A 22521-nucleotide genomic window follows, 5' to 3' on the forward strand; every position below is an offset into this window, starting at 1 on the left:
GCAATAGCCGCTAGGATGCGAGCCGCCCTCGTCTGCATCCCCCCTCCTCCCATGTCCACCCCTCCTCTTGTGCCCAGCCAGCGCGCGACGCTGATTGGGCTTTCTGCCGTGCTCTGCTGGTCTGCACTGGTGAGCCTGTTCCGCAGTGTTGCGGAGCACCTGGGGGCGATAGGCGGGGCCGCCTGCGTGTTCTCGCTCAGCGCCTTTCTCGTCACCTGGCGCTTTGGCCTGCCGCGCGCCGCGCAGCTCAAGGCCATGCACCCGGCCTACCTGCTGGGCTGCGGCCTGCTGTTTGTGCTCAACGAAATCGCTTTTTCGCTGTCGCTGGGCTGGGCGAGCCACCGGGGCCAGACCCTGGAGCTGGGCATGATCAACTACCTCTGGCCCAGCCTGACCCTGGTGATGGCCACGGTGATGGGCCTGCAGCGTTTTCGCGCCGGCCTGGTGCCGGGGGTGCTGCTGTCGATGGCGGGCATTGTGCTGGTGGTCAAGGGCGACAATGCGCTGTCGCTGGCCAGCCTCTGGGCCAATGTGCAAAGCAACCCGCTGGCCTATGCGCTGGCCTTGTGTGCAGCCTGCCTCTGGCCCTGCTATTCGGTGGTGTCCAAGCGCTACACCCAGGGCGCCAATGCGCTGCCGGCCTTCCTCTGGGCCGTGGCCGCCGTGCTCTGGATCAAATACGCGCTCAGCCCTGAACCACCGCTGCGCTTTACGCTGCCGGCACTGCTGCAGCTGGGCTTGCTCAGCGGCCTGACAGCCCTGGGCTACAGCTGCTGGGACCATGGCCTGCGTGCCGGCAACCTCACGGTGATGGCCGTGGGCTCCTACTTCACGCCGGTGCTGTCTGCGTTGGTGGGAACCCTCTGGCTGCAGGTGCAGCCATCGTGGAGCTTTTGGCAAGGGGTGCTGCTGGTCACACTGGGCTCGCTGGTCTGCTGGTGGACCACCCGCAGCCCGGCGCCGGCCGACATCAAAAAGCTGGCGGGCTGAGGGCCGCACGCCGTCCAGCACTGCGCGCTCATCACCCGGGCCGGGCAGCATCGCCAGCCCTTGTATACACATGCAAACACCTAGGTGGCGCCCCATCGCCAACGGCGGGCACCGCACTATAGTGGGCGGGTTGCCCGCGTTTTTTCCGAACTGCCCATGGACTACACCCGCCCCAACCATATCCCCACCACCGCCGAGCAAGAGGCCGAAAAGCGCCTGGAACTGCGCGGCCTGATCGCATTTGCGGCGCTGACCGTCGTGGCCACCATCGCCGCCGCCCTGGTCTTTGGCAGCCACATCGTTTAAAGACACCGCTGCCCAACGCCCCACTGCGCCCGCCCGCCTGGCACCGCCGTGCGGTAGCATGGCTGCAGCACTGCGCTTTTCCGGCTAGGATGCAGGGCGCCTTCCGCTCCCTCTGCATCTGCCCGCGTCCATGTCTTCCTCTCCGATTCCCGCTCCCCAGGCCCCTTCGCAGCGCGCCACCCTGATTGGCCTGTCGGCCGTGCTGTGCTGGTCCACCTCGGTGGGCCTGTTCCGCAGCGTGGCCGAGCACCTGGGCCCCATTGGCGGGGCCGCGGCGGTGTTTACGTTGGGAGCCTTGCTGGTGACGTTGCGCTTTGGCATGCCGCGCCTGGCCCAGCTGCGCGCCATGCACCCGGCCTATCTCTGGGGCTGTGGCCTGCTGTTTGTGCTCTATGAGATTGCACTGTCGCTGTCGCTGGGCTTTGCCAGCAACCGCAGCCAGACCCTGGAGCTGGGGATGATCAACTACCTCTGGCCGAGCCTGACGATCGTGCTGGCGACCGCCTTTGGGCTGCAGCGCTTTCGCGCCGGCCTGGTGCCGGGGGTGTTGCTGGCCATGGCCGGCATTGTGCTGGTGCTCAAGGGGGACAGCGCGCTGTCCATCGCCAGCCTGTGGGCCAATGTGCAAAGCAACCCGCTCGCCTATGGCCTGGCGTTTTCGGCCGCCTGGCTCTGGCCCTGCTACTCGGTCATGGCCAAGCGCTATGCCCATGGCGCCAATGCGCTGCCTGCATTTCTCTGGGCCGTCGGGGCGGTACTGTGGGTCAAGTACGCACTCAGCGCAGAGCCGGCGCTGCAGTTCTCGCTGCCCGCCGCCGCTCAGCTGTGCATGCTCAGCGGCCTCACCGCCCTGGGCTACAGCTGCTGGGACCACGGCCTGCGCGCCGGCAACCTCACGGTGATGGCCGTGGGTTCCTACTTCACCCCTGTGCTTTCGGCGCTGGTCGGCACCGTCTGGCTGCAGGTGCAACCCTCCTGGAGCTTTTGGCAAGGGGTGGTGCTGGTAACGGCCGGCTCGCTGATCTGCTGGTGGTGTACCCGCAGCAAGTAGAACGAAACAGGGCTGATTGCTCAGCCCTTGCGCGCCGCCTCCAGCGCGGCGATATCGATCTTGGTCATGCCCATCATCGCCTCAAAGACGCGCTTGGCGGCTGCGCGGTCGGGGTCGGACAGTGCAGCGGTCAGCATGCGCGGGGTGATTTGCCAGGAGATGCCCCAGCGGTCCTTGCACCAGCCGCAGGCGCTTTCCTGCCCGCCATGGCCGACGATGGCGTTCCACAGGCGGTCGGTTTCGGCCTGGTCGTCGGTCGCGATCTGGAAGGAAAAGGACTCGTTGTGCTGAAAATGCGGGCCGCCGTTGAGCCCTATGCACGGCACACCGGCCACATGGAACGCCACGACCAGCACATCGCCCTGCTTGCCATCGGGGTAATCGCCCGGCGCGCGGTGCACGGCGCCTACCGAGCTGTCGGGAAAAGTCTGGGCGTAGAACTGCGCAGCATCCAGCGCATCACCCCGGTACCAGAGGCATACGGTATTTTTCGCGGTCATCGTCGGTCTCCTGTTTGCACAGACGACCAGCCTAGCGGCTCACGGCCCGCCCGCAAGTAGGACAGCGCTGCACGGCGACGGGCAGCCCGCTGCCGGCGGTCAGGCCTTAGCCGCCGCTGCGCCTTTTCTCGCGCAGCATGAACAGATACAGGCCCTCGACCTTCTCACGAGCCCAGGGCGTTTTGCGCAAAAACCGCAGGCTGGAGCTGATGCTCGGGTCCAGGCAAAAGCAACGGATCGGTATGCGCTCGCCCAGCTCTTCCCAGCCAAAGTACGCGACCAGCTCGTTCAGGAGGTTCTCCAACGTCAGGCCATGGAGAGGATTGTTGGGCTGTTCGGCATTGCTCATGGCCGCCATTGTCGCCGAGCAGGCACCGGCAGCAGGCCTGGCGGGCCTTTTGCGGCGATCCCGGCAGGGCCGTTCTGCGCTCTCAGGGCCGGGCAATACCGGCACGCGCGATCACGCCCGCCCAGCGCTGTATGTCGCGCTGCAGCAGCGTTGCCAGCTCCGCCGGGGTGCTGCCTTCCGGCACCACGCCCAGACGCTGCAGCCGCTGAGCGACATCGGCCGAGGCCAGCGCTGCATTGGCAGCCGCGCTGAGCCTGGCAATGGTCGCAGGGGCGGTGTTCGCGGGTGCCGCCAGTCCATTCCACGAGGTCACATCAAAGCCGCTGGCCGCTGCGTCGCTTTCGCTCACCGTCGGAACGCCAGGCAAGGCCGCTGCACGCCTGCCGCCCATGACCACCAGCGCCCGGAGCAGCCGGCCTTCGACATGCGCCAGCACCGGCGCGAGCATGTCCACCGCGGCATCCACCTGCTGGCCCCGCAGCGCATGGAACAGCGCGGCAGAGCTGTTGTAAGGCACCAGTTGCACATCCAGACCCAGCGTGCTCTTGAGCAGTTCTGCCGCCAGATGGGGTGTGCTGCCGCTGTACAACGTACCGATGTTGAGCTGCCCTGGCCGGGCCCGGGCCTGTGCCAGCAGCCCCTGGAACGATAGCAGCGGGCTCGTGTGTGCGACCACCATGGCCAGGTCAAAGCGCCCCAGCAGCGAGATCGGCGCAAAATCGCGGACGGTGCTGTAGGTCAGCGATGTGAACAAGGACTCGGCCACCGCATTGGCGTTGGACATCAGCAGCAGCACCTGGCCATCCGGCGCGGCGCGGGCCACCTGCTCGGCCGCCAGCACCCCACCGGCACCAGGCCGGTTGTCCACCACGATGGGCGGGCCGCCGAGCATCTCGCTCAGGGTCCGCGACACGATACGCACCATCAGATCGGCAACACCGCCGGGGCCAAACGGCACCACCAGCCGGATCGGACGTGAAGGCAGCCGCGGCTGCGCCGCGCTTGTATACGGTAGCGCGCCCAGCGCCAGCAGCGCGGCGCTGCACTGTCGTCTTTGCATCATGGGTCTCCTGAGGAGACCGACTATGGGCCAACGCCGCGCTGTGAGGCAGTGCCACACGCCACTAACAGCTATTACAAACCGGCATAGCGCCGGGCTAGTCCCCGTCTCCGCCGCGCAGCACCTTACGCACCACATCGCCGCCAAAGCCCCGGCTCGCCAGAAAGCGCATCTGCCGGGCGCGCTCCTGCGGGCTGTCGGGCGGTGTGCCAAAACGGCGTTGCCAGACCTCGCGGGCCCGCTGCAGCTCGGTGCTGCGCAAGCGCTCCCGGGCATCTGCTATCAGCTCGGCATCCACGCCCTTGTGGCGCAGCTCCTGCAACACCCGGCTGGCGCCATAGCGGGCGGCCTTGGTGTGGATCACGCTGTCGACGAAACGCTCGGCGCTGATGAAACCCTTGGCTTCGAGCTCGTCGAGGATGGCCGCCAGGTCCTCGCCCTCTTCCACATGGGAGGCAAGCTTGCCCTGCAGTTCAGCGCGCGAATGCTCGCGCTGCGCCAGATAGCGCAGCGCACGGCCTTTGAGGGAGAGTTTGCTAAAAGACATTCATCCTCATTGCTATAAAACAAATAGCTGCTTGCGCACAGCATCTGTGCACAAGCAGCTATCTCAGCGTTCTCGCTTCAGAAGCGGTCAGCCCTCGGTGCCGTTGGCCGCAGGGCCATCGACCACGCCGTCTTCAGCGGGGCGCAGGCTGATGTTCAGGCTCTCGCGCACCTTGTTCTCGATCTCGATCGCCAGGTCGGCGTTTTCACGCAGGAACTCGCGCGAGTTGTCACGGCCCTGGCCGATCTTCTCGCCGTTGTAGGCATACCAGGCACCGCTTTTCTCGATGATGCGGGCATTGACGCCCATGTCCAGGATTTCGCCTTCGCGCGAGATGCCTTCGCCAAACAGAATGTCGAACTCGGCCGTCTTGAACGGAGGCGATACCTTGTTCTTGACCACCTTGACCTTGGTTTCGTTGCCGATGGCTTCGTCGCCGCGCTTGATGGTGCCGGTACGGCGGATATCGAGGCGCACCGAGGCGTAGAACTTCAGCGCGTTACCGCCGGTGGTGGTTTCTGGGCTGCCGAACATCACGCCGATCTTCATGCGGATCTGGTTGATGAAGATGACCATGCAGTTGGTCTTCTTGATCGTGGCGGTGAGCTTGCGCAGCGCCTGGCTCATCAGGCGGGCCTGCAAGCCGGGCAGCTGGTCGCCCATTTCGCCTTCGATTTCGGCCTTCGGGGTCAGGGCCGCCACCGAGTCGACAACAATCAGGTCCACCGCGCCGGAGCGCACCAGGCTGTCAACGATCTCGAGCGCCTGCTCACCGGTGTCGGGCTGGCTGATCAGGATATCGCCCAGGTTCACGCCCAGCTTTTGGGCATAGCCGGTATCGAGTGCGTGTTCTGCATCGATGAAGGCGCAGGTGCCGCCCAGTTTCTGCATCTCGGCAATCACCTGCAGGGTCAAGGTGGTCTTGCCCGAGGATTCAGGGCCGTAGATCTCGATGACGCGGCCGCGCGGCAGGCCGCCCACGCCCAGCGCAATGTCCAGGCCGAGCGAGCCGGTGGACACCACCTGGATGTCCGAGACGGCCTCGCCTTCGCCGAGTTTCATGATGGTGCCCTTGCCGAACTGCTTTTCGATCTGGGCCAGTGCGGCGGCCAGCGCCTTGGCTTTTTCGCTGTTGGCTTCGGGCTTGGTTGCGGTGGCGTTCATGGATTTCTCCTTGCGTTTGATAGTCATGTCTTAGGTCTGGGATCCTGCTGTTTGCATATACAGCCTGGATGCTTGAACAGTAGTTTAGGGGATGGGTATATTTTATAAAAGCATTTTTTTAGTCAGTTTGCTTGACTAAATGCAGCATACTGAAAAAGCCGCACAACACCCTCGGGAGCGCCCATCATGCCGACACTTCTGCCCCATTTGCCTGATGACAGCTGGCGCCTGACCCACATGGGCCGGCTGCTGGGCCATGCAATGCGCCGCTTCGACGCCCGCGTGCTGCACTTGATGGTGCGGGATGACGCCGTGCCGCTGGCGCTGTCGCATCTGGCCGAGCGCGACCAGGTCAGCGCCGCCCATATCCATATCACCCGGCACCTGTCCTTGGCAGGCGACCGTCTGGTGGACCTGGCCGAGCGTGCAGGCATGAGCAAGCAGGCGATGGCCCAGCTGGTGGACCAGTGCGAAGCCTGGAACCTGGTGACCCGTGAGCGCGACCCCCGCGATGCACGCGCCCGCATCGTCCGCTTTACCGAGACGGGCCTGCTGTGGCTGCAGGCATTCGAGCGGGCGGTCACCCAGGCCGAGGCGGAGTTCCGCGCTGAAGTGGGCGAACAGGTCGCTACCGTGGTCAAACTCGGGCTGGAAGTGTATGGGGCCGACAGCTGAGCGGCTGCATGTGCTGCATTCAGCCGCGCTTGCGCTCGAACTTGTAGAACAGGTTGGGTTCGGAGACGATGTAGATATTGCCGCCATTGTCCATGGCCAGCCCCTCGGGCTGCGGGATGCGGTTGGCCAGCCCGGCCATATCGGCCCACAGCGGCATCACGCTGAGCAGGTCTCCGGCACGGCTGTATTCGTAGAGCACCGAAGACTCCTCCCCGAGCAGCAACAGGTTGCCGCTGCGCGGGTCGACCTCGACGGCAGCCAGGTCGGTGCTGGGCATGTCCTCCACGGCCGGCACGTCCCAGACGCTGACCTTCAGATCGACCGGGCCCGGCTTGAGCCTGGACAGCGGCGCCTCCATCATCAGCACCTGCATCGGCCATTTCTCGGTCACCGCCACCAGTTGCTGGCGCTTGGCATCCCAGCCCAGGCCCTCCAGTGCAAAATTCTTGATGGCGATATCGCCCAGTTGCACATAGGGGCTGTTGTCCAGCGATACTTCCGTCACGCCCTTGCCAAACTGCACCCAGTGGATGCGGTTGTTGCGCTCATCGGCAATCGCGAACCAGTCTCCCTGGATATGGGCGATGCCTTCGGTATCCCTGGCGCCGTGCAGCGGGGCCAGGCGCAGCAGCGCGCCATCGGTCGTCAGCTCGGCAATCTGGGGCGGCCGGTTGGTCACCGCAAACAAGGTCTTGGTTTCCGGGTTGTAGGTCAGGCCCGAGAGGTTGTCGGCAATGCCGCTGACCGCCTTGGCATCGATGCTGGCCAGGTAGTGCGGCAAGTGGGCCGCCGGCGCCGACGGGGGTGGCGATTGCCAGGCATGGGCATGGCCGGGCATCGCGACGATGTGGTGCCATTGCAGGTACAGCGCCGTCAGCACGACCAGGGCCGCCACCACCACCCAGCGGCGTTGCCGTACCGAAGACTGCGATCCTTTGCGCACTGTTGAACCTGCTTTCATCACGATGGGTTGCCAAACGCCGCCCCCAGCCACGGGCCTGCTGCCCTTGCGACGCCGTCAAGACGAGGCGTTATCCTACGTGAGCGATGCGGCGCTTTGGTGACGTCTGCGGGTGTTTTACGTCTCTGCAACAAAAATGACGGCGCTCACCAGCGGCATGCCCCCCGCGCTGGCGCCTTCTGGCGGTGATCTATCCCAGTGCCGCCATCAGGGTCATGGCCTGTCCTAGAATCATTGGCACAGCACGTATCACCACTACAACAGCGATAGGAGACCGCATGCGAATACTGATTGCCGAAGACGACCAGGTGCTGGCCGATGGCCTGCTGCGCAGTCTCCGCAACTCCGGCGCCGTGGTCGACCATGTCGCCAGCGGCACCGAAGCCGATGCGGCGCTGATGGCCAACAATGCGTTTGACCTGCTGATCCTCGACCTGGGCCTGCCCCGCATGCATGGTCTGGAGGTGCTGAAAAAGCTGCGCGCCCGGGGCTCGGCCATTCCCGTGCTGATCCTCACCGCCGCCGAGAGCGTGGATGACCGGGTCCAGGGCCTGGATCTGGGCGCCGACGACTACATGGCCAAGCCTTTTGCGCTGTCAGAGCTGGAAGCGCGGGTGCGTGCCCTCACGCGCCGGGGCGTGGGCATGAGCACCAGCCTGATCCAGCACGGCCCGCTGGCCTATGACCAGGCCGGGCGGGTGGCCACCTTCGACGGCCGCATGCTGGAGTTGTCGGCGCGCGAGCTGGGCCTGCTGGAAGTGCTGCTGCAGCGCTCGGGCCGCCTGGTCAGCAAGGACCAGCTGGTCGAGCGCCTCTGCGAATGGGGCGAAGAGGTCAGCACCAATGCGATCGAGGTCTATATCCACCGCCTGCGCAAGAAGATAGAGAAGGGCCCCATCCGCATAGCCACGGTGCGCGGCCTGGGTTACTGCCTGGAAAAAATCCACCCGCCCGCAGCACACTGAGCATCCACCACCGGGCGACTGCGGGGCGATGGCCGCCCCCGGCCCCCATCACGCAAGGACAGCCTTGGCCCTGTTTCGCAGCGAGCAGCGATCTTTGTTCGGTGAGATCCTTGACTGGATGCTCACGCCGCTGCTGCTTTTGTGGCCGGTATCGCTGGCATTGACCTGGCTGGTGGCCCAGGACCTGGCCAACAAGCCTTTCGACCGCGCGCTGGAGTACAACGCCCATGCACTGGCGCAGCTCGTCGGCGTGCAGGGCGGCAAGACCTATTTCAACCTGCCCCAGCCAGCCAGCGAGATCCTGCGGGCCGACGATGCCGACACGGTCTACTACCAGGTCACGACGCCGGCGGGCATGTTTCTCGCCGGTGAATCGGCGCTGCCGATGCCTGCCAAGGACCTCGAGCGCAGCATCGGCGTCGTGCAGTTGCGCGATGGCGAGTTGCGCGGCATGGATGTGCGCATCGCCTGGATCTGGGTGCAGCTGTCGCTGCCCGAGCCGAATCTGGCACTGATCCAGGTCGCAGAGACGCGCGAGAAACGCAGCGTGCTGGCCACCGAAATCATCAAGGGCGTGATGCTGCCGCAGTTCGTCATCCTGCCGCTGGCGGTGCTGCTCGTATGGCTGGCGCTGGCGCGAGGCATCAAGCCGCTGCACCTGTTGGAAGAGCGCATCCGCGCGCGCAAGTCCGAAGACCTCTCGCCCATCCACCACAAGGATGTGCCACTGGAAGTGGTGCCGCTGGTCGACTCGGTCAATGGCCTGCTGGAGCGCCTCAACCACTCGCTGGCGACGCAAAAGCGCTTTCTCGCCGATGCTGCACACCAGCTCAAGACACCGCTGGCCGGCCTGCGCATGCAGGCCGAGATGGCCCAGCGCGCCGATGCCAAGGAGGACGACCTCAAGCTGTCTTTGCAGCAGATCGGGCGTTCGAGCATGCGCGCCACCCACACCGTCAACCAGCTGCTGTCACTGGCCCGCGCCGAAGGCCCCAGCGCGCTGCTGCAGCGCACGCCCTGCAACCTGGCCGAGATTGTGCTCGATGCCATGCATGACGGCATCGACCGGGCGCTGGCCAAGCACATCGACATGGGCTACGACGGCATGCAGGTGGATGACCGCGAGGTATGGGTCAACGGCAATGCCACCTTGCTGGGCGAGCTGGTGCGCAACCTGCTGGACAATGCCATCAACTACACGCCCTCCAGCGCCGGCGCGCCGGGCATCATCAATGTGCGGCTGATGGCCGACCCCTTTGGCCACGTGATCGTGCTGCAGGTGGAAAACTCCGGCCCCGGCATTCCCGAAGAAGAGCGCGAACGTATTTTTCAGCCCTTCTACCGCGTGCTGGGCAGCGAGGTCGATGGCTCGGGGCTGGGCCTGCCCATCGTGCAGGAAATTGCGCGCCAGCATGGCGCCACCGTGGGCCTGGAAGATGCCCACCCGCGCCAGGCCCAGCGCGGCGTGGTGTTCAGCGTCTGCTTTCCGACCACACGGGCCCCGCAGCCCCAGGTCTAGGAGCAGCTGCGCAGGTCCTTGCCGTCCATCACATGCCAGCTCTGCACACGCTTCTTGGTCGCCGCATCGAGCTTGGGCAGGCGCACGGTGTAGCTGACGGTCTCTGGGCGCTCGACCACCACCTTGGCGCCGCTCACGCCTTTTTTGCCGATAGTGGCCAAATGGCGCTCGGCCGCCTCCTCGCTGGAAAAGCGCCCCAGCGAGATGCCTGGCTCCAGGCTGGCAATGCGGGCGCGGTCCGTGCTGATATCGAGCGCACGCAGCTCGTCGCGCCGCGTATCCAGCGCCTCCTGGCTGCTGAACTTGCCCACATAGACCATCCAGCGGCCCGCGCTGGTGCTGCTGTCCAGGCGCCAGCTGCCTTCGGGCAGCTTGGCCAGCTGCAGGCGCAGCGCCTCGACCTGCTTGGCATCAAAGCTGCCGGCGACCAGGCATTCCTTTTTCTCCGGTTTTTCCGCCTTCTCCAGTTTTTCCGGCTTTTCAGTCGGCTTTTCGGCTGGTTTGTCCTGGGGCTTGTCCGCTGGTTTGGCAGCCAGCTTGTCCGCATCGGCGGAGGTTTTGTCAGTAGGGTCTGCGGGCGGCTCGGCAGCGGCCGGGGCAGCCGGCTCCGCCACCGGTGCCGGGGCGGGCTCGGCAGGCACGGTACGCGCCGGCTGCTGCTGGGCCTGCTGGGCCTCTTGCGGGGTCAGAATGCGCAGCGCATCGGGCTTGACCTGCTGCTGCACCCGCTCGGGCTCGGACGGGTCCTCCGGGCCCCAACCCAGGCTGCGCAGCATGCCTTGCGAGAACGCGTAGTAGCCGGCATTGGCCAGCAGCAGCAGCACGATGGCAAAACGAATCATCTCCGCTCCTGTCTCTTCACTCTCTGGTCCTGCAGCGCGCTCAAGCCGCGCCCGCCTTGGGCCGCACGCTGACTTCCGAGCTGGTCACATCCACCACACCCGCAGCGGTCTGCACGCGCAAGGCGCCATCGGCGCCTACACCCATGGCCAGGCCGGCCGTACCGTCACTCAGGCCGACCTCGCGGCAAGCCAGCGCATCACGCTCCGCATAGGCCGCCTGCAGCGGCGCAAAGCCCTGCTGCGCAAAAGCCAGGATCGCAGCGACCAGCGGCGGCACCACCGCCTGCAGCGCCTGCGGCGCGTCCCAGCGGCTGTCGAGCATCTGCAGGCTGCCCGGGATGGTCGACAGGCCTTCGGCCTGCGGCGCCCGCACATTGATGCCGATGCCAATCACCACATAGCGCTCGGCCTGCTGCTGGCCATCGCCCGCATGCGTGCGGGCCGAAACAAAGCTCGCGGTCTCGACCAGGATGCCGGCCAGCTTGTGGTCGCCGGTCAGCCACAGGTCGTTGGGCCACTTGAGGCCGATGGTAGGCGTGCTGGAGCCGGGCTCGGGCAGCTGAGGCTGCAGGCTTTGCGCCACCGACACGCCAACAGCCAGCGACAGGCCCGACCAGTCGGCCGGCGCCAGCGGCAGGCCCAGCGACATCAGCAGCGAATCACCGGCCTCGCTGCGCCAGGGCTTGCCCATGCGGCCACGGCCTGCGGTCTGCTGCTCGGCCACCAGCAAGATGGGCTCCTGGCGGCCCGCACGGGCGCGGCGCATCAGCTCGGTGTTGGTCGAGTCGATGCTGGGCAGCACCTCGATCGTGAAGCCCGGCAACTGCGGCTCCACCGCTTCCCAGATGGCTTCGGCCGGCCAGCGGATGGGCATGTTCGGTGTGTCGCTCATGCGCCCGCCTTGGCCGTCTTCTGGCCCTTGGTCTTGTTGCCGGTCTTGGCTTTCTGGCCGCTCTTTTTCTTGTCCTTGGCTTTGCTCAGTGCCTTGTCTGCTGCCTTGGCCTTGGGCTTTTCCGCTTTGGCAGGCTTGGCGGGCTTTGCGCTATCGGCAGCGGCCGCCTTGGCCTTGCGCTTTTTGGGCAGCACCGGCTCGGGCAAATCCGATGCTGGCACCTTGGGCTTCCAGCCGCGCTTGGGCGCCAGCATCGTGCCCCGGCATTCGGCCGCGCCGCAGTGGCAGGCGTAGTCGGCCTTGAGCTGGGCGGTGTAGCGCTCTTCGATGATCAGGCCATAGTCATAACCCAGTTCCTCGCCGGCGTTGATATTGCGCAGCGCGCTGATGAAGATACGGTCATCCACTTCTTCGGCAAAGCAGTTGGGGTCGCAGCTGTGGTTGATCCAGCGGGCCGAGTTGCCGCCATCACCGCCGTCGATGACGCGGTCGCCATCGATCTGGAAAAAGAAGGTGTGGTTGGGGTGGTCCGGGTCGTGCGGGTGGCGGCGCTGGCTTTCTTCGTAGCTGATGACCTTGCCCGCATATTCGACAATGACTTCGCCTTCTGCGATATCCTGCAACGCAAAAACGCCCCTGCCGTGCACGCCCGAACGCCGTACCTGGATACGACGACCTGTTGAAAAATGGGGAACATGGTTCGGCATGGGATTTTTTCTGCTACTTTAAAAATAAGCACATGCGCATGTGCGCACACGTACACATGCAGGCGCCCGCGCACATGCGCGTAAAGCGTGCATTGTAAGAGCGTGCTCAGAGAGCCAGCAACCCACAGTGCTGGCAGACCCCAGTTTGATGAGAGTGAACCCATGTCCAAGACCCTGGTCATTGCAGAAAAGCCGTCCGTTGCACAGGACATCGTCCGTGCACTGACGCCGGTGGCAGGCCAATTTGCCAAACACGACGACTACTTTGAAGCCGAGAACTTCATCGTGACGAGCGCGGTGGGTCACCTTGTGGAGATCCAGGCCCCCGAAGAATTCGATGTCAAACGCGGCAAATGGAGCTTTGCCCATCTGCCGGTCATCCCGCCCTACTTTGAACTCAAGCCGGTCGACAAGACCAAGACGCGCCTGAATGCCGTCGTCAAGCTGGCCAAGCGCAAGGATGTCACTGCGCTGATCAACGCCTGTGACGCGGGCCGCGAAGGTGAACTGATCTTCCGCCTGATCGAGCAATATGCCGGCGGTGCCAAGGGTGGCCTGGGCAAGCCGATCCAGCGCCTGTGGCTGCAGTCGATGACGCCGCAAGCCATCCGCGACGGCTTCAACAAGCTGCGCTCGGACAACCAGATGCTGGGCCTGGCCGATGCCGCCCGCAGCCGCTCCGAAGCCGACTGGCTCGTCGGCATCAACGGCACGCGGGCGATGACCGCGTTCAACTCGCGCGATGGCGGCTTCTTCCTGACCACCGTGGGCCGCGTGCAGACGCCCACCCTGTCGCTGGTGGTCGAGCGCGAAGAAAAGATCCGCAAGTTCGTCAGCCGCAACTACTGGGAAATCCACGCCGAGTTCAACGCCCAGGCGGGCGCCTACCCGGCCAAGTGGTTCAACCCAGGCTGGAAGAAGAGCGACGACGCAGAGGCCAAGGCCGACCGCGTCTGGACCCAGCAGGAAGCCCAAGCCATTGCCGATGCCGTGCGCCGCAAGCCCGCCACGGTGACCGAAGAGTCCAAGCCCACCACCCAGGCATCGCCGCTGCTGTTTGACCTGACCAGCCTGCAGCGCGAGGCCAACAGCAAGTTCGGCTTCTCGGCCAAGACCACGTTGGCACTGGCCCAGGCGCTGTACGAACGCCACAAGGCGCTGACCTACCCGCGTACCGATTCGCGCGCGCTGCCCGAAGACTACCTGCCGGTCGCCCGCCAGACCTTCGAGATGCTGGCCCACAGCAGCATGCAGCAGCTCGCGCCGTTTGCGCAGCAGGCCATTGGCGCCAACTACATCCGCGCGAACAAGCGCATCTTCGACAACAGCAAGGTGTCGGACCACTTTGCCATCATTCCGACCACGCAGGCGCCCGGCGCGCTGAGCGAGGCCGAGCACAAGCTCTACACCTTGGTGGTGCGCCGCTTCATGGCGGTGTTCTTCCCCAGCGCCGAGTACCAGGTCACCACCCGTATTAGTCAAGTCGATGAGCACCACTTCAAGACCGAAGGCAAGGTGCTGGTCAAGCCCGGCTGGCTGGCCATCTACGGCAAGGAAGCGGCCCACGAAGTGGAAGACGCCAAGGAAGGCGACAAGGGCCAGAACCTGGTGCCGGTGCAGCCTGGCGAGAAGCCGGTGGCCGACCCGGTCGACCCCAAGGGACTCAAGACCAAGCCGCCCGCCCGCTACTCGGAAGCGACCCTGCTGGGGGCGATGGAGAGCGCCGGCAAGCAGATCGACGACGACGAACTGCGCGAAGCCATGCAGGAAAAAGGCCTGGGCACGCCTGCGACGCGCGCAGCCATCATTGAAGGCCTGCTGACCGAGAAATACATGCTGCGCGAAGGCCGCGAGCTGATCCCCACGGCCAAGGCCTTCCAGCTGATGACCTTGCTGCGCGGTCTGCAGGTGGAAGAGCTCTCGCGCGCCGACCTGACCGGCGAGTGGGAGTACAAGCTCGCACAGATGGAAAAGGGCCAGCTCTCGCGCGAAGCCTTCATGGCCGAGATCCAGTCGATGACCGAGCGCCTGGTGAAGAAGGCCAAGGAATACGACCGCGACACCATCCCGGGCGACTACGCCACCTTGTCCGCGCCCTGCCCGAACTGCGGCGGCGTCGTCAAGGAAAACTACCGCCGCTATGCCTGCACCGGCGTGGGCGGCAATGGCGAGGGCTGCGGCTTCTCGTTCACCAAATCGCCTGCGGGCCGCACCTTCGAGACCGCCGAGGCCGACCAGCTGCTGCGCGACCGCAAGCTGGGCCCGCTCGACGGCTTCCGCTCCAAGGCCGGCTGGCCGTTTGCTGCCGAGGTGGCCATCGTGCGCGACGAGGACAACAACAACTTCAAGTTCGAGTTCCTGTTCGAAGACAACAAGTCCGATGAGGAATCGGGCGAGCTGGTGGACTTTGGAAGCCAGAATACTCTGGGCGCCTGCCCCAAGTGTGGCGCGCCAGTGTTCGAGCACGGCGCCAACTATGTCTGCAGCAAGGCCGTGCCCACGGCCCAGCAGCCCACGCCCAGTTGCGACTTCAAGAGCGGCCAGATCATCCTGCAGCAGCCCATCGAGCGCGACCAGATGGCCAAGCTGCTGGCGACCGGCAAGACCGACCTGCTCGACAAGTTCGTCTCCAACCGCACGCGCCGCAGCTTCAAGGCCTTCCTGGCCTGGGACAAGGAGGCCGGCAAGGTGAACTTCGAGTTCGAGCCGCGCGACAGCAAGTTCCCGCCGCGCAAGGGCGCGGCCGCCAAGACGGCGGCCAAGACTTCCACAAAGACCGCAAGCAAGACCGCTGCCAAGGCCACGAAGACGGCGGCCAAAACCGCTACCAAGTCGGCCACCAAGGCCGCCGCCAAAACGCCCCGCAAGGTCGCCGCGACGCTGACCCCCAGCCCCGCACTGGCAGCGGTGATCGGCAGCGAGGCCACCTCGCGCCCCGAGGTCATCAAAAAGCTGTGGGACTACATCAAGGCCCACGGTCTGCAGGATGCCAAGGACAAGCGCGCGATCAACGCCGACGCCAAGCTGCAGCCGCTGTTTGGCAAGGACCAGATCAGCATGTTCGAGATCGCCGGCATTGTTGGCAAGCATGTGAGCTGAGCGCCGGGATGCAGCACCACCGCACCGCCCGCCGGGCCTGCCAGACGTGCTGAGCATGGCCAAGGGCGAGCCGCTGCAGTTGCTCGCGCTGGCCTTGGGCATCTACCTGCTGCTGGAGGCCAGCTTTCATGGCATGGCCTGGCTGCTCGCCCGCATCATTGACCGGGAGGCGCGCCGCCAAGGCCAGCCGGCCGAGCCCAGCCCTGCGCATTGGCGCGCCATCTTCTACCGCTTGTTTGCAGTGCTTGCGGTGCTGATGCTGAGCCACTGGTTCAGCCTCGGCTTGAATGGCCCGCATGCGCAGCCCTGGCAGCAGTGGTTGCTCGGCGCGGTCCTCATTGCCACCGTGCTGTCGGTGGTGATGCTCTGCGATGCCTCCATCATCCAGAAGCTCAAGAAGGACAGCCATCCGCATTTCAGCAATATGCAGGAGATGGAGCTGCTCTACATCCTGCGCCACCTGCCCGCGCACCGGCAGTGGTATTTCAGCGCGGCCTACCTGCCGCTGGCCCGGCGCCTGAACAGGGGCATCAGCCTGCTGGCTTTCCTGCTGCTGTACCTGGATGTGCGCTTCTACCAAGGAGGCTGATACAGTGCCTGTCATACCCCAACGCCCTTTGCCACTGCCATGTACCTCCGCCCTGCCTACCGCCGGCTGATCTGGCTGGCCCTGGTGGCTGCCTGCGCTGCTGCGCTATACGCTTGGCGTGGCCCGGCGATCATTGGCGACGCCGAGCAGGCCGCCAGCGCCTTGTGGCGCAAGGCCTCGGCCCCTCCACCCCCCAGCGACGAAGCGCTGCAACGCGGCCAGGCACGGCGCGCGGCGCCCGAGGGCGGCACCGGCCACACACGCCCCGCTGCCGTGCCGCGCAAATGCCAGTTGAACGGCCAGACCATCTACACCGACGGCCCCTGCCCGGCAGGCAGCCAGGGCCAGATCGTGCCGGAGAACCTGTCCGTCATCCCGCGCTGAACCGGCCCGCCGCAATACCGCAGCGCCCCACCGGTGCGCAGCATCTGCGCGATACTGCCTGCGCTATGCAGCGTGGTGCTGCATGGCATCGATAAAGGACATGCGTGCAATCAGCGGACAGGCAATGGTTTGACGAGGCGTACTACCAGCGCTTTTATTTCGACAAGAAAACCAGCGTGGTCGACCCTGCCCATGCCGCGCGCCTGGGCGCCTTTGTCTGCAGCTATCTGCAGTATGTGCGCGTGCCCGTGCAGCGTGTGCTGGATGTCGGCTGCGGCATTGGCCTGTGGCGCGATGCGATTGCGCAGCATTTTCCGCAGGCCAGCTACCACGGCGTGGAGTACAGCGACTACCTGTGCCAGCGCTACGGCTGGGAGCGGGGCTCGGTCGTGGACTATGCGCCGGCCGATGGCCAGCCCTTTGACCTGGTGATCTGCCAAGGCGTGCTGCCGTATCTGAGCCCCGCCGACCTGAAGCTGGCGCTGGCGAATCTGGCGCGGCTGAGCCGGGGCGCGCTCTATGTGGAAGCCGTTGCCCGCGAAGACTATGAGCGCGACATCATCGACGACGAGCTGACCGACCCGCGCCTGTACCGCCACCGCGCCGAGCTCTACCGCCGCGGCCTGGCCCAGGGCTTTACCGAGCTGGGCGGCGGCGTCTGGCTGAGCCAACGCGCCGATGTGCCGCTGTTCGCGCTCGAAGCGCTGCAGCACTGAGCCGCACCAAGGGCAGCGCTAAACCCGCTGCGCTGCTGGGTTGGGCAGGGCGACGACAATAGCGCCCGTGTCTTCATCCCCATCTTCTGCCGCTGCCAGCACCGCTGGCGCCGTTGTCCCCCATGCCGTCTCACGCCTGCGCGCCGAACGGCTGCAGCGCAGCACCCGCCCTTTTCTGGCGCGGGGCGGCCCCAAGGGTGAGCGCTGCGAGGGCTGCCGCCTGCGCCCGAGCCACTGCCTCTGCGCGCTGCGGCCCACGCAGGCCACAACGGCAGGCATGTGCCTGCTGATGCACGATGCCGAGCCGCTCAAGCCCAGCAACACCGGCTGGCTGATCGCCGACGTGGTGGCGCAGACCTGGGCCTTTGGCTGGTCGCGCACGGAGATGGATGCCGGGCTGGAGGCCGTGCTGGCCGATCCGCAATGGCAGCCCTATGTCGTCTTTCCGCAGGAGTTTGTGCATGAGCCCGGCCGCGCCGTGCAGCAACTGGCACCCTCCGCGCAGCAGGGCACGGATCGCAGGCCGCTGTTCATCCTGCTGGACGCCACCTGGCCCGAGGCACGCAAGATGTTCCGCAAGAGCCCCTACCTGGACCGCCTTCCGGTGCTCAGCCTGCACCCCGAGCAGATCTCGCGCTACCAGCTGCGGCGCTCGCGCCGGGACGACCATTTCTGCACCGCCGAGGTCGCTGCTCTGTGCCTGGATCTCGCCGGCGACCAGCGGGCAGCGCAGACCCTGGAAACCTACCTGGACATCTACACCCATCACTACCTGCAGGCCAAGCACCAGCTGCCGCCCGACTGGCACAGCGCGGCCCACCAACAGCTCCAGCGCCTGCAAATCGGGCTGTGACAGCGCTGTCACTGTCGTATAAAACAAGCTAATCTGGTTGCTATGGCAGCCAGCATCTCGGGTCAACCCTGACAGGGTTTGCCGCTGGGTTCTCCCGCCCCGCAAAATCCCATATCTGCCGGAATCCTCCTACGCGAGCGCCTCTCCGGCATGGAGACGGCACACTCCAGCCGCTAGGGGCGATTACACAGTGCCAAAAAAATTAGATCGTATTTCAGAACAATCTATTCCGATTTAGGCTATTTATCGGCGGCGGCGCACTGCATACACTGACTACATCGATCAACGAGAACCACACAAGGTGCACCGCACCACCCGTTGAGCGAACCAGCCCCTCATGGTGAGTCGCTGGAGTTCTCCAGGAGTTAAAAATGAACGCACGTATTTTCTCGATCGCCGGTGTAGCTGCTCTGATGTTGGGTGCCGGTGTTGCCCAGGCCAACCCCTTTGAAGGCGACCGCTCGATTGCGCCCCCCGTGGCTGCCACCAGCGCCGTGAGCCGCGCCGATGTGCAAGCACAGTTCGTCGAAGCCCAAAAGAACGGCACCTTGCTGTTCAAGGGTGACCAGCTGCAGGCCAATGCCTTTGAAAAGGGCAGCAGCAACCTGTCCCGCGCCGAAGTGGTGAAAGCCGCCCACGACGCCCGCGTTGCCGGCACCTTGCCTGAAGGCGAAAGCTTCGGCGAATAAGCCCAGGCAACCGCGCTGAGAGTGGGCCGCAGGCCGCTCTCGCATCCCCCCGAATTCCGAATCAACAACCTATTTTTTGGACGCCGCCGCTACCATAGCGCAAATCAGCGATTTGCCAGCAGCGCGGGTCCGTGGAGAGAAACCATGTTTGCACGCAATATGTCCGCTTTGATGATGGCCGCTGGCCTGGTGTTTGCCGGTGCTGCCAGCGCCGCCACGACTGCCCCTGTGGGCAATGGCTCGGACTACCCCGCCTACCCTGCCGCCCACAGCACCTTGACCCGCGCCGAAGTGCAGGCCAAGGTAACCGAAGCCCAGCGCAATGGCTCGATGGCCGTGATCGGTGATCGCATGAACACCTTCCGTGCGGAAAGCGCCCCCTCCACCCTGAGCCGCGCCCAGGTGCAACAGCAAGCCCATGACGCCCTGGTTGCTGGCACCTTGCCTGAAGGCGAGTCCTTCGGCGAATAAGTGAAAGAATCGCTCTGCCAGGCAGATGCTGGCAGAGCGGTCAGATTCCAGGCTCTCTGTAGAAGCTGAGGCCTGGAGAAGCATGAGAGCGGGCATCGCCCGCCACACAACAGAAACGCATTTAGTGCGTAGCCCGGCCAGACCTTGTCCCATTGTGTCTGGGCCGTGCTCTTGGTAGCCACTGCCGGTTCGCCGGCAGTGGTCTTTTTACGTCTCCCGCCGCGACCACCAGCCTCGACACATGGTTGCCTGGCCGGCCGCACCTCACCTTGTCGTACGCCCGTACGGTCTGCGGCTCGGTGCCTGGTCGGGGACGCTTAGTAGGGGACGCCTAGTAGGGGCGCCTCATTGGGGACGCCCAGCTTCAACCGCAAACCGGCGGTTTGCTGGGCTGCGCTCACGGCTTTCAATCCAATGCAAAACCGGTTTCGGTGATCTGCAGCTGGCCGTTCTCGCCTTTCTGCAACCAGCCTTGCTCACAGGCATAGTCCAGTGCAGGTTGCTGCTCGGCGGCGCCGACGCCATGGCGTTCCAGCACGTTGCCCAATGACTCCGCGTCCAGACCATCGCCTGCGCGCAGCAGTTCCTCATTGACCATCAGGTAGAGCAGGTGCTTGGCATTCTTGCGTGTTGCTTCGGTATCGGTCATCCCTGTCGTTCTCCATCGGCATAAAAAAACCGCAACTCGGTTGCGGCTCGGGTGGTGGTCCTTATTGGGCCTTTTTCATCCAGTCGGACAGCTCATCGGCATGTTCCTGTTCCTGCTCCAGGATCTGCTCGATCAGGCGGCGCGTGGTGTGGTCCTTGTCGCCGATCAGATCGACCATCTGGGTGTAGGCCTCGATGGCGACACGCTCGGCCACCAGGTTGGAGCGGATCATCGAATGCAGGTCCATGTCGTCGTTGTAGTCGGCATGGCTGCGGCCGCTCAGACTGTCAGGATTGAAGTCCGGCTCGCCGCCCAGTTGCACGATGCGCGTGGCAATGCGGTCGGCATGGGCCTGCTCTTCTTGCGCATGCACCAGAAACTCCTCTGCAATCGCAGGCGATTCCAGACCGGTGGCGGTGAAGTGGTGGCGCTTGTAGCGCAGCACGCAGACCAGCTCGGTGGCGAGCGAATCGTTGAGCAGGCGAATGATGTCCTCGCGGAAAGGCGTGTCATCCGGCAGCACGGCGCCTTCTTCCAGGCTGTTCTTGGCGGCGTCGAGACGCTTGGTATCAAGCGCCAGCGGGGTGCGGGTTTTGTCTAGCATCGCGGCTTCCTTTGGGGGTGGCTGTTATTGAACACTACCCTGACAAGGTACGCGCCCACACCGTCCGCGTCTGTGAGACAAGGTCTACAGTGCTTGCGCAAAAAGTTCAGAAGCCGGCGCCGGGCTGGGCCAGATAGGCCTGCTCCTGGGCGGTGCTGCTGCGGCCCAGGATCGCATTGCGGTGTGGAAAACGCCCAAACCGGGCGATGACGTCCTGGTGGCGCAGCGCATAGTCCCAGGTGCCCTGCAGGTAGGTCTGGAGCTCGGCAGGTTCGGGGTGGCTGTCCCGCAATCGGGTGAACAGATCCACGCTGCGCTGCTGCAATACCGCATCCTCGGCATGCTCGAGTGGCAGATAAACAAATACCCGCACCGCTGCCGGCAGTTGCTGGTCCAGGCCGCTGTCGCACAAGCCCAGGGCCAGCTGCAGCGCTTGCGGATCCCCGGCAAAGGATTGCGGCGTGCCCCGGTAGATATTGCGCGTGAACTGGTCGAGCAAGAGGATGCGGGCCAGCGTGTCCCAAACGCCATCTGTCCAGCCAGGCAGATCGCCGCTCAACGCCGCCTGCACGGTCTTGCCAAAGCGTTCGCGAATGCGCGCATCGAATGCATCGGACTTGCTGAACCATTGCTGCTTGTGCTGCAAGGCCTCGCCGTTGCTGGGGCGGGTGCTGCCCAACCAGAATTGCAGTACCTCGTCGGCTGAGGCGATGGGCGCGGAGGGGAACGCTGAGGTCATGGCAAGGCCTGTGTAAATCAAACCCCGCTTTTTTACCATGCAGAAGTGCCTTGCAAGAACCACAAAGCCGGGCAAGGCCCGGCTTTGTGGGGAGAGGCGGCCGCTTATGCGGTGCGCGAGCCCGCAGGCTGCGCCACCGGCTTGCTGCTGCCGGAGCGGTCACGCAGGCCCAGTGCCCAGCGCTCGATCGTGTAGAAGGACAGCGCGGCAAAGGCAGCCGAGATCGGCAGGCCCAAAATCACCACCCACTGCCAGTCGGTGTGGGCGCGCAGCAGGCGCACCACAGGGTAATGCCACAGGTAGATACCGTAGGACATCTTGCCGACCCAAACCAGCGCCGGCAGGCTCAGCATGTCGAACAACACACCCTTTTGCTTGCTCACCGCAACAATGATGGCGGCGGCGACCAGTTCGACCAGCGCAAAACCCCAGAGTAGCGCACCGGCGTCGTCCCATTCGTAGCCAATCACTGCAAAGGGCAGCACCGGCAGCAGCCACAGCAGGTATTTCTGGCGGGCGTGCAGGGCGTCCATCCACTCGGGGCGGTGCACGGCGACAGCGGCCAGCGCGCTGCCCAGCAGCATGCCGGTGGCGCGGGTGTCGAAGCGGAAGAAGATTTCATAGAAGTGCTGGCCCTGGGCCACCCAGTAGGCGCGCCAGACAAACATCAGCACCACCAGCAGCAGCACGGGGCGCCACAGCTGCTTGCGCGCCGTATGCGCCAGCAGCAGCACCAGGAGTGGTGGCCAGATCAGGTAGAAGTGCTCTTCCACCGACAGCGACCACATGTGCAGCAAGGTGTCCGGGCTGTCAAAGAAGGCGATGCCGTAGTCGGCCAGGTACAGCGCCGAGACCACCACATCCTGGTTCACATCATCGAGGCCCGGCCAGATCAGCGGCGCAAACAGCCAGTAGGCAGCCAGGAACAGCAGCAGCGCCGGGCCCAGGCGCAGGAAGCGGCGCTTGTAAAAGCGCCAGAAGTCAAGGCGGCCCGATTGCTGGTGTTCCTTGAGCAGCAGCGAGGTGATCAGGAAACCGCTGAGCACAAAGAACAGATCCACGCCAAAGAACGCGCCATCAAACATCGGCGCATGGGCGTGCGACAGAAACACCAGGACGATTGCCACTGCGCGCATACCGTCCAGCGCAGGGTTGTATTTCATACGGAATCCAGACAAAACCAATGATCTCCATCTAACC

General features: G+C 64.9%; 26 protein-coding genes. 13 read left to right on the forward strand and 13 right to left on the reverse strand.

Translation table 11 applies throughout. The features are described 5' to 3' along the window. Positions 1–51 precede the first annotated feature (51 nt). The 3 genes from yddG (ACCQ08_RS05490) (at position 52) to yddG (ACCQ08_RS05500) (ending at position 2347) form a co-directional block, all read left to right on the forward strand. On the forward strand, positions 52–990 hold the full coding sequence (gene yddG / locus ACCQ08_RS05490) for an aromatic amino acid DMT transporter YddG (RefSeq protein ID WP_239809842.1): 939 nt from the start codon (positions 52–54) through the stop codon (positions 988–990). Positions 991–1146: 156 nt separating this feature from the next. Next, positions 1147–1296, forward strand: coding sequence for a hypothetical protein (locus ACCQ08_RS05495; RefSeq protein ID WP_239809843.1), 150 nt, complete (start codon positions 1147–1149; stop codon positions 1294–1296). A 130-nt stretch (positions 1297–1426) separates the two neighbouring features. Further along, positions 1427–2347 (forward strand): aromatic amino acid DMT transporter YddG, encoded by a 921-nt coding sequence (yddG, locus tag ACCQ08_RS05500; RefSeq protein ID WP_312411993.1) that lies wholly within the window; start codon positions 1427–1429, stop codon positions 2345–2347. Positions 2348–2367: 20 nt separating this feature from the next. Here the strand turns inward: yddG (ACCQ08_RS05500) and ACCQ08_RS05505 are convergent, their stop codons facing one another. The 5 genes from ACCQ08_RS05505 to recA form a co-directional block, all read right to left on the reverse strand. Continuing rightward, positions 2368–2847 (reverse strand): VOC family protein, encoded by a 480-nt coding sequence (locus ACCQ08_RS05505; protein WP_312527909.1) that lies wholly within the window; start codon positions 2845–2847, stop codon positions 2368–2370. Positions 2848–2953: 106 nt separating this feature from the next. Beyond that, a complete protein-coding gene (locus tag ACCQ08_RS05510; RefSeq protein ID WP_312450940.1) occupies positions 2954–3205 on the reverse strand; it encodes a VF530 family protein in 252 nt (83 codons plus the stop codon). 73 nt (positions 3206–3278) lie between these two features. Beyond that, positions 3279–4256 carry a tripartite tricarboxylate transporter substrate-binding protein gene (locus ACCQ08_RS05515; RefSeq protein ID WP_373449148.1) on the reverse strand — a complete coding sequence of 326 codons (978 nt, stop codon included), beginning with the start codon at positions 4254–4256 and terminating at the stop codon, positions 3279–3281. A 97-nt stretch (positions 4257–4353) separates the two neighbouring features. Continuing rightward, positions 4354–4803, reverse strand: a complete 450-nt coding sequence (recX, locus tag ACCQ08_RS05520; RefSeq protein ID WP_373449149.1) for a recombination regulator RecX — start codon at positions 4801–4803, stop codon at positions 4354–4356. Positions 4804–4890: 87 nt separating this feature from the next. Continuing rightward, on the reverse strand, positions 4891–5967 hold the full coding sequence (gene recA, locus ACCQ08_RS05525) for a recombinase RecA (protein WP_239809849.1): 1077 nt from the start codon (positions 5965–5967) through the stop codon (positions 4891–4893). 186 nt (positions 5968–6153) lie between these two features. Between recA and ACCQ08_RS05530 the strand changes: the two genes are divergently transcribed. Then, complete coding sequence (locus ACCQ08_RS05530; RefSeq protein WP_239809850.1) at positions 6154–6642, forward strand: MarR family winged helix-turn-helix transcriptional regulator; 489 nt, start codon at positions 6154–6156, stop codon at positions 6640–6642. Between the two features lie 19 nt (positions 6643–6661). On the opposite strand, the gene ACCQ08_RS05535 is transcribed toward ACCQ08_RS05530, so the two are convergent. Continuing rightward, positions 6662–7585, reverse strand: a complete 924-nt coding sequence (locus ACCQ08_RS05535) for an SdiA-regulated domain-containing protein (RefSeq protein WP_313329672.1) — start codon at positions 7583–7585, stop codon at positions 6662–6664. A 296-nt stretch (positions 7586–7881) separates the two neighbouring features. Between ACCQ08_RS05535 and ACCQ08_RS05540 the strand changes: the two genes are divergently transcribed. Both ACCQ08_RS05540 and ACCQ08_RS05545 read left to right on the forward strand, forming a co-directional pair. Then, positions 7882–8568 (forward strand): response regulator transcription factor, encoded by a 687-nt coding sequence (locus ACCQ08_RS05540; RefSeq protein ID WP_239809852.1) that lies wholly within the window; start codon positions 7882–7884, stop codon positions 8566–8568. A 64-nt stretch (positions 8569–8632) separates the two neighbouring features. Continuing rightward, positions 8633–10087 (forward strand): sensor histidine kinase, encoded by a 1455-nt coding sequence (locus ACCQ08_RS05545; protein ID WP_239809853.1) that lies wholly within the window; start codon positions 8633–8635, stop codon positions 10085–10087. Here ACCQ08_RS05545 and ACCQ08_RS05550 read toward each other — a convergent pair. From ACCQ08_RS05550 to ACCQ08_RS05560, 3 genes are read right to left on the reverse strand one after another with little or no spacing between them, the layout of a single operon-like run. Next, positions 10084–10929 carry an SPOR domain-containing protein gene (locus ACCQ08_RS05550; RefSeq protein WP_373449150.1) on the reverse strand — a complete coding sequence of 282 codons (846 nt, stop codon included), beginning with the start codon at positions 10927–10929 and terminating at the stop codon, positions 10084–10086. The two genes, ACCQ08_RS05545 and ACCQ08_RS05550, sit on opposite strands and share 4 nt — an antisense overlap. Before the next feature lie 40 nt (positions 10930–10969). After that, positions 10970–11821 (reverse strand): biotin--[acetyl-CoA-carboxylase] ligase, encoded by an 852-nt coding sequence (locus ACCQ08_RS05555; protein ID WP_239809855.1) that lies wholly within the window; start codon positions 11819–11821, stop codon positions 10970–10972. Beyond that, a complete protein-coding gene (locus ACCQ08_RS05560) occupies positions 11818–12528 on the reverse strand; it encodes an SET domain-containing protein (RefSeq protein WP_373449151.1) in 711 nt (236 codons plus the stop codon). Before ACCQ08_RS05560 ends, ACCQ08_RS05555 begins: the two co-directional genes overlap by 4 nt. A gap of 162 nt (positions 12529–12690) precedes the next feature. Between ACCQ08_RS05560 and ACCQ08_RS05565 the strand changes: the two genes are divergently transcribed. From ACCQ08_RS05565 to ACCQ08_RS05595, 7 genes are all read left to right on the forward strand, one after another. Then, positions 12691–15627: a DNA topoisomerase III gene (locus tag ACCQ08_RS05565; protein ID WP_373449152.1), complete on the forward strand. Its 2937-nt coding sequence runs from the start codon at positions 12691–12693 to the stop codon at positions 15625–15627. 55 nt (positions 15628–15682) lie between these two features. Then, a complete protein-coding gene (locus ACCQ08_RS05570; protein WP_312450961.1) occupies positions 15683–16216 on the forward strand; it encodes a hypothetical protein in 534 nt (177 codons plus the stop codon). A gap of 39 nt (positions 16217–16255) precedes the next feature. Further along, on the forward strand, positions 16256–16600 hold the full coding sequence (locus ACCQ08_RS05575; RefSeq protein ID WP_373449153.1) for a hypothetical protein: 345 nt from the start codon (positions 16256–16258) through the stop codon (positions 16598–16600). Between the two features lie 104 nt (positions 16601–16704). Then, positions 16705–17316: a class I SAM-dependent methyltransferase gene (locus ACCQ08_RS05580; protein ID WP_239809860.1), complete on the forward strand. Its 612-nt coding sequence runs from the start codon at positions 16705–16707 to the stop codon at positions 17314–17316. A 67-nt stretch (positions 17317–17383) separates the two neighbouring features. After that, on the forward strand, positions 17384–18169 hold the full coding sequence (locus tag ACCQ08_RS05585) for a tRNA-uridine aminocarboxypropyltransferase (protein ID WP_373449154.1): 786 nt from the start codon (positions 17384–17386) through the stop codon (positions 18167–18169). A 371-nt stretch (positions 18170–18540) separates the two neighbouring features. Next, the gene (locus ACCQ08_RS05590; RefSeq protein WP_239809862.1) at positions 18541–18858 is read left to right on the forward strand and encodes a DUF4148 domain-containing protein; all 318 of its coding nucleotides are present in this window, start codon (positions 18541–18543) and stop codon (positions 18856–18858) included. A 144-nt stretch (positions 18859–19002) separates the two neighbouring features. Further along, a complete protein-coding gene (locus ACCQ08_RS05595; protein WP_373449155.1) occupies positions 19003–19329 on the forward strand; it encodes a DUF4148 domain-containing protein in 327 nt (108 codons plus the stop codon). A 406-nt stretch (positions 19330–19735) separates the two neighbouring features. On the opposite strand, the gene ACCQ08_RS05600 is transcribed toward ACCQ08_RS05595, so the two are convergent. The 4 genes from ACCQ08_RS05600 to ACCQ08_RS05615 all read right to left on the reverse strand — a co-directional run bounded on the left by ACCQ08_RS05600 (position 19736) and on the right by ACCQ08_RS05615 (position 22484). Next, positions 19736–19978: a hypothetical protein gene (locus tag ACCQ08_RS05600; protein ID WP_312527879.1), complete on the reverse strand. Its 243-nt coding sequence runs from the start codon at positions 19976–19978 to the stop codon at positions 19736–19738. A gap of 61 nt (positions 19979–20039) precedes the next feature. Beyond that, complete coding sequence (locus ACCQ08_RS05605; RefSeq protein WP_239809865.1) at positions 20040–20582, reverse strand: ferritin-like domain-containing protein; 543 nt, start codon at positions 20580–20582, stop codon at positions 20040–20042. A gap of 106 nt (positions 20583–20688) precedes the next feature. Beyond that, on the reverse strand, positions 20689–21321 hold the full coding sequence (locus ACCQ08_RS05610) for a DUF924 family protein (protein WP_373449156.1): 633 nt from the start codon (positions 21319–21321) through the stop codon (positions 20689–20691). A 104-nt stretch (positions 21322–21425) separates the two neighbouring features. Continuing rightward, positions 21426–22484 carry an acyltransferase family protein gene (locus tag ACCQ08_RS05615; RefSeq protein WP_373449157.1) on the reverse strand — a complete coding sequence of 353 codons (1059 nt, stop codon included), beginning with the start codon at positions 22482–22484 and terminating at the stop codon, positions 21426–21428. Between the last annotated feature and the right edge of the window lie 37 nt (positions 22485–22521).

The organism is Comamonas sp. SY3 (genome assembly GCF_041730275.1).
Lineage (GTDB): Bacteria > Pseudomonadota > Gammaproteobacteria > Burkholderiales > Burkholderiaceae_C > Comamonas > Comamonas sediminis.

What these genes read in the sequence shown, in the direction of transcription:
- ACCQ08_RS05610 (WP_373449156.1), bottom strand. Translation starts at nt 21,321, where the DNA reads ATGACCTCAGCGTTCCCCTCCGCGCCCATCGCCTCAGCCGACGAGGTA.
- ACCQ08_RS05540 (WP_239809852.1), top strand. Translation starts at nt 7,882, where the DNA reads ATGCGAATACTGATTGCCGAAGACGACCAGGTGCTGGCCGATGGCCTG.
- ACCQ08_RS05505 (WP_312527909.1), bottom strand. Translation starts at nt 2,847, where the DNA reads ATGACCGCGAAAAATACCGTATGCCTCTGGTACCGGGGTGATGCGCTG.
- yddG (WP_239809842.1), top strand. Translation starts at nt 52, where the DNA reads ATGTCCACCCCTCCTCTTGTGCCCAGCCAGCGCGCGACGCTGATTGGG.
- ACCQ08_RS05575 (WP_373449153.1), top strand. Translation starts at nt 16,256, where the DNA reads ATGTACCTCCGCCCTGCCTACCGCCGGCTGATCTGGCTGGCCCTGGTG.
- ACCQ08_RS05565 (WP_373449152.1), top strand. Translation starts at nt 12,691, where the DNA reads ATGTCCAAGACCCTGGTCATTGCAGAAAAGCCGTCCGTTGCACAGGAC.
- ACCQ08_RS05515 (WP_373449148.1), bottom strand. Translation starts at nt 4,256, where the DNA reads ATGCAAAGACGACAGTGCAGCGCCGCGCTGCTGGCGCTGGGCGCGCTA.
- ACCQ08_RS05615 (WP_373449157.1), bottom strand. Translation starts at nt 22,484, where the DNA reads ATGAAATACAACCCTGCGCTGGACGGTATGCGCGCAGTGGCAATCGTC.
- ACCQ08_RS05550 (WP_373449150.1), bottom strand. Translation starts at nt 10,929, where the DNA reads ATGATTCGTTTTGCCATCGTGCTGCTGCTGCTGGCCAATGCCGGCTAC.
- ACCQ08_RS05510 (WP_312450940.1), bottom strand. Translation starts at nt 3,205, where the DNA reads ATGGCGGCCATGAGCAATGCCGAACAGCCCAACAATCCTCTCCATGGC.
- ACCQ08_RS05555 (WP_239809855.1), bottom strand. Translation starts at nt 11,821, where the DNA reads ATGAGCGACACACCGAACATGCCCATCCGCTGGCCGGCCGAAGCCATC.
- ACCQ08_RS05590 (WP_239809862.1), top strand. Translation starts at nt 18,541, where the DNA reads ATGAACGCACGTATTTTCTCGATCGCCGGTGTAGCTGCTCTGATGTTG.
- ACCQ08_RS05600 (WP_312527879.1), bottom strand. Translation starts at nt 19,978, where the DNA reads ATGACCGATACCGAAGCAACACGCAAGAATGCCAAGCACCTGCTCTAC.
- ACCQ08_RS05570 (WP_312450961.1), top strand. Translation starts at nt 15,683, where the DNA reads ATGGCCAAGGGCGAGCCGCTGCAGTTGCTCGCGCTGGCCTTGGGCATC.
- yddG (WP_312411993.1), top strand. Translation starts at nt 1,427, where the DNA reads ATGTCTTCCTCTCCGATTCCCGCTCCCCAGGCCCCTTCGCAGCGCGCC.
- ACCQ08_RS05495 (WP_239809843.1), top strand. Translation starts at nt 1,147, where the DNA reads ATGGACTACACCCGCCCCAACCATATCCCCACCACCGCCGAGCAAGAG.
- recA (WP_239809849.1), bottom strand. Translation starts at nt 5,967, where the DNA reads ATGAACGCCACCGCAACCAAGCCCGAAGCCAACAGCGAAAAAGCCAAG.
- recX (WP_373449149.1), bottom strand. Translation starts at nt 4,803, where the DNA reads ATGTCTTTTAGCAAACTCTCCCTCAAAGGCCGTGCGCTGCGCTATCTG.
- ACCQ08_RS05595 (WP_373449155.1), top strand. Translation starts at nt 19,003, where the DNA reads ATGTTTGCACGCAATATGTCCGCTTTGATGATGGCCGCTGGCCTGGTG.
- ACCQ08_RS05560 (WP_373449151.1), bottom strand. Translation starts at nt 12,528, where the DNA reads ATGCCGAACCATGTTCCCCATTTTTCAACAGGTCGTCGTATCCAGGTA.
- ACCQ08_RS05605 (WP_239809865.1), bottom strand. Translation starts at nt 20,582, where the DNA reads ATGCTAGACAAAACCCGCACCCCGCTGGCGCTTGATACCAAGCGTCTC.
- ACCQ08_RS05530 (WP_239809850.1), top strand. Translation starts at nt 6,154, where the DNA reads ATGCCGACACTTCTGCCCCATTTGCCTGATGACAGCTGGCGCCTGACC.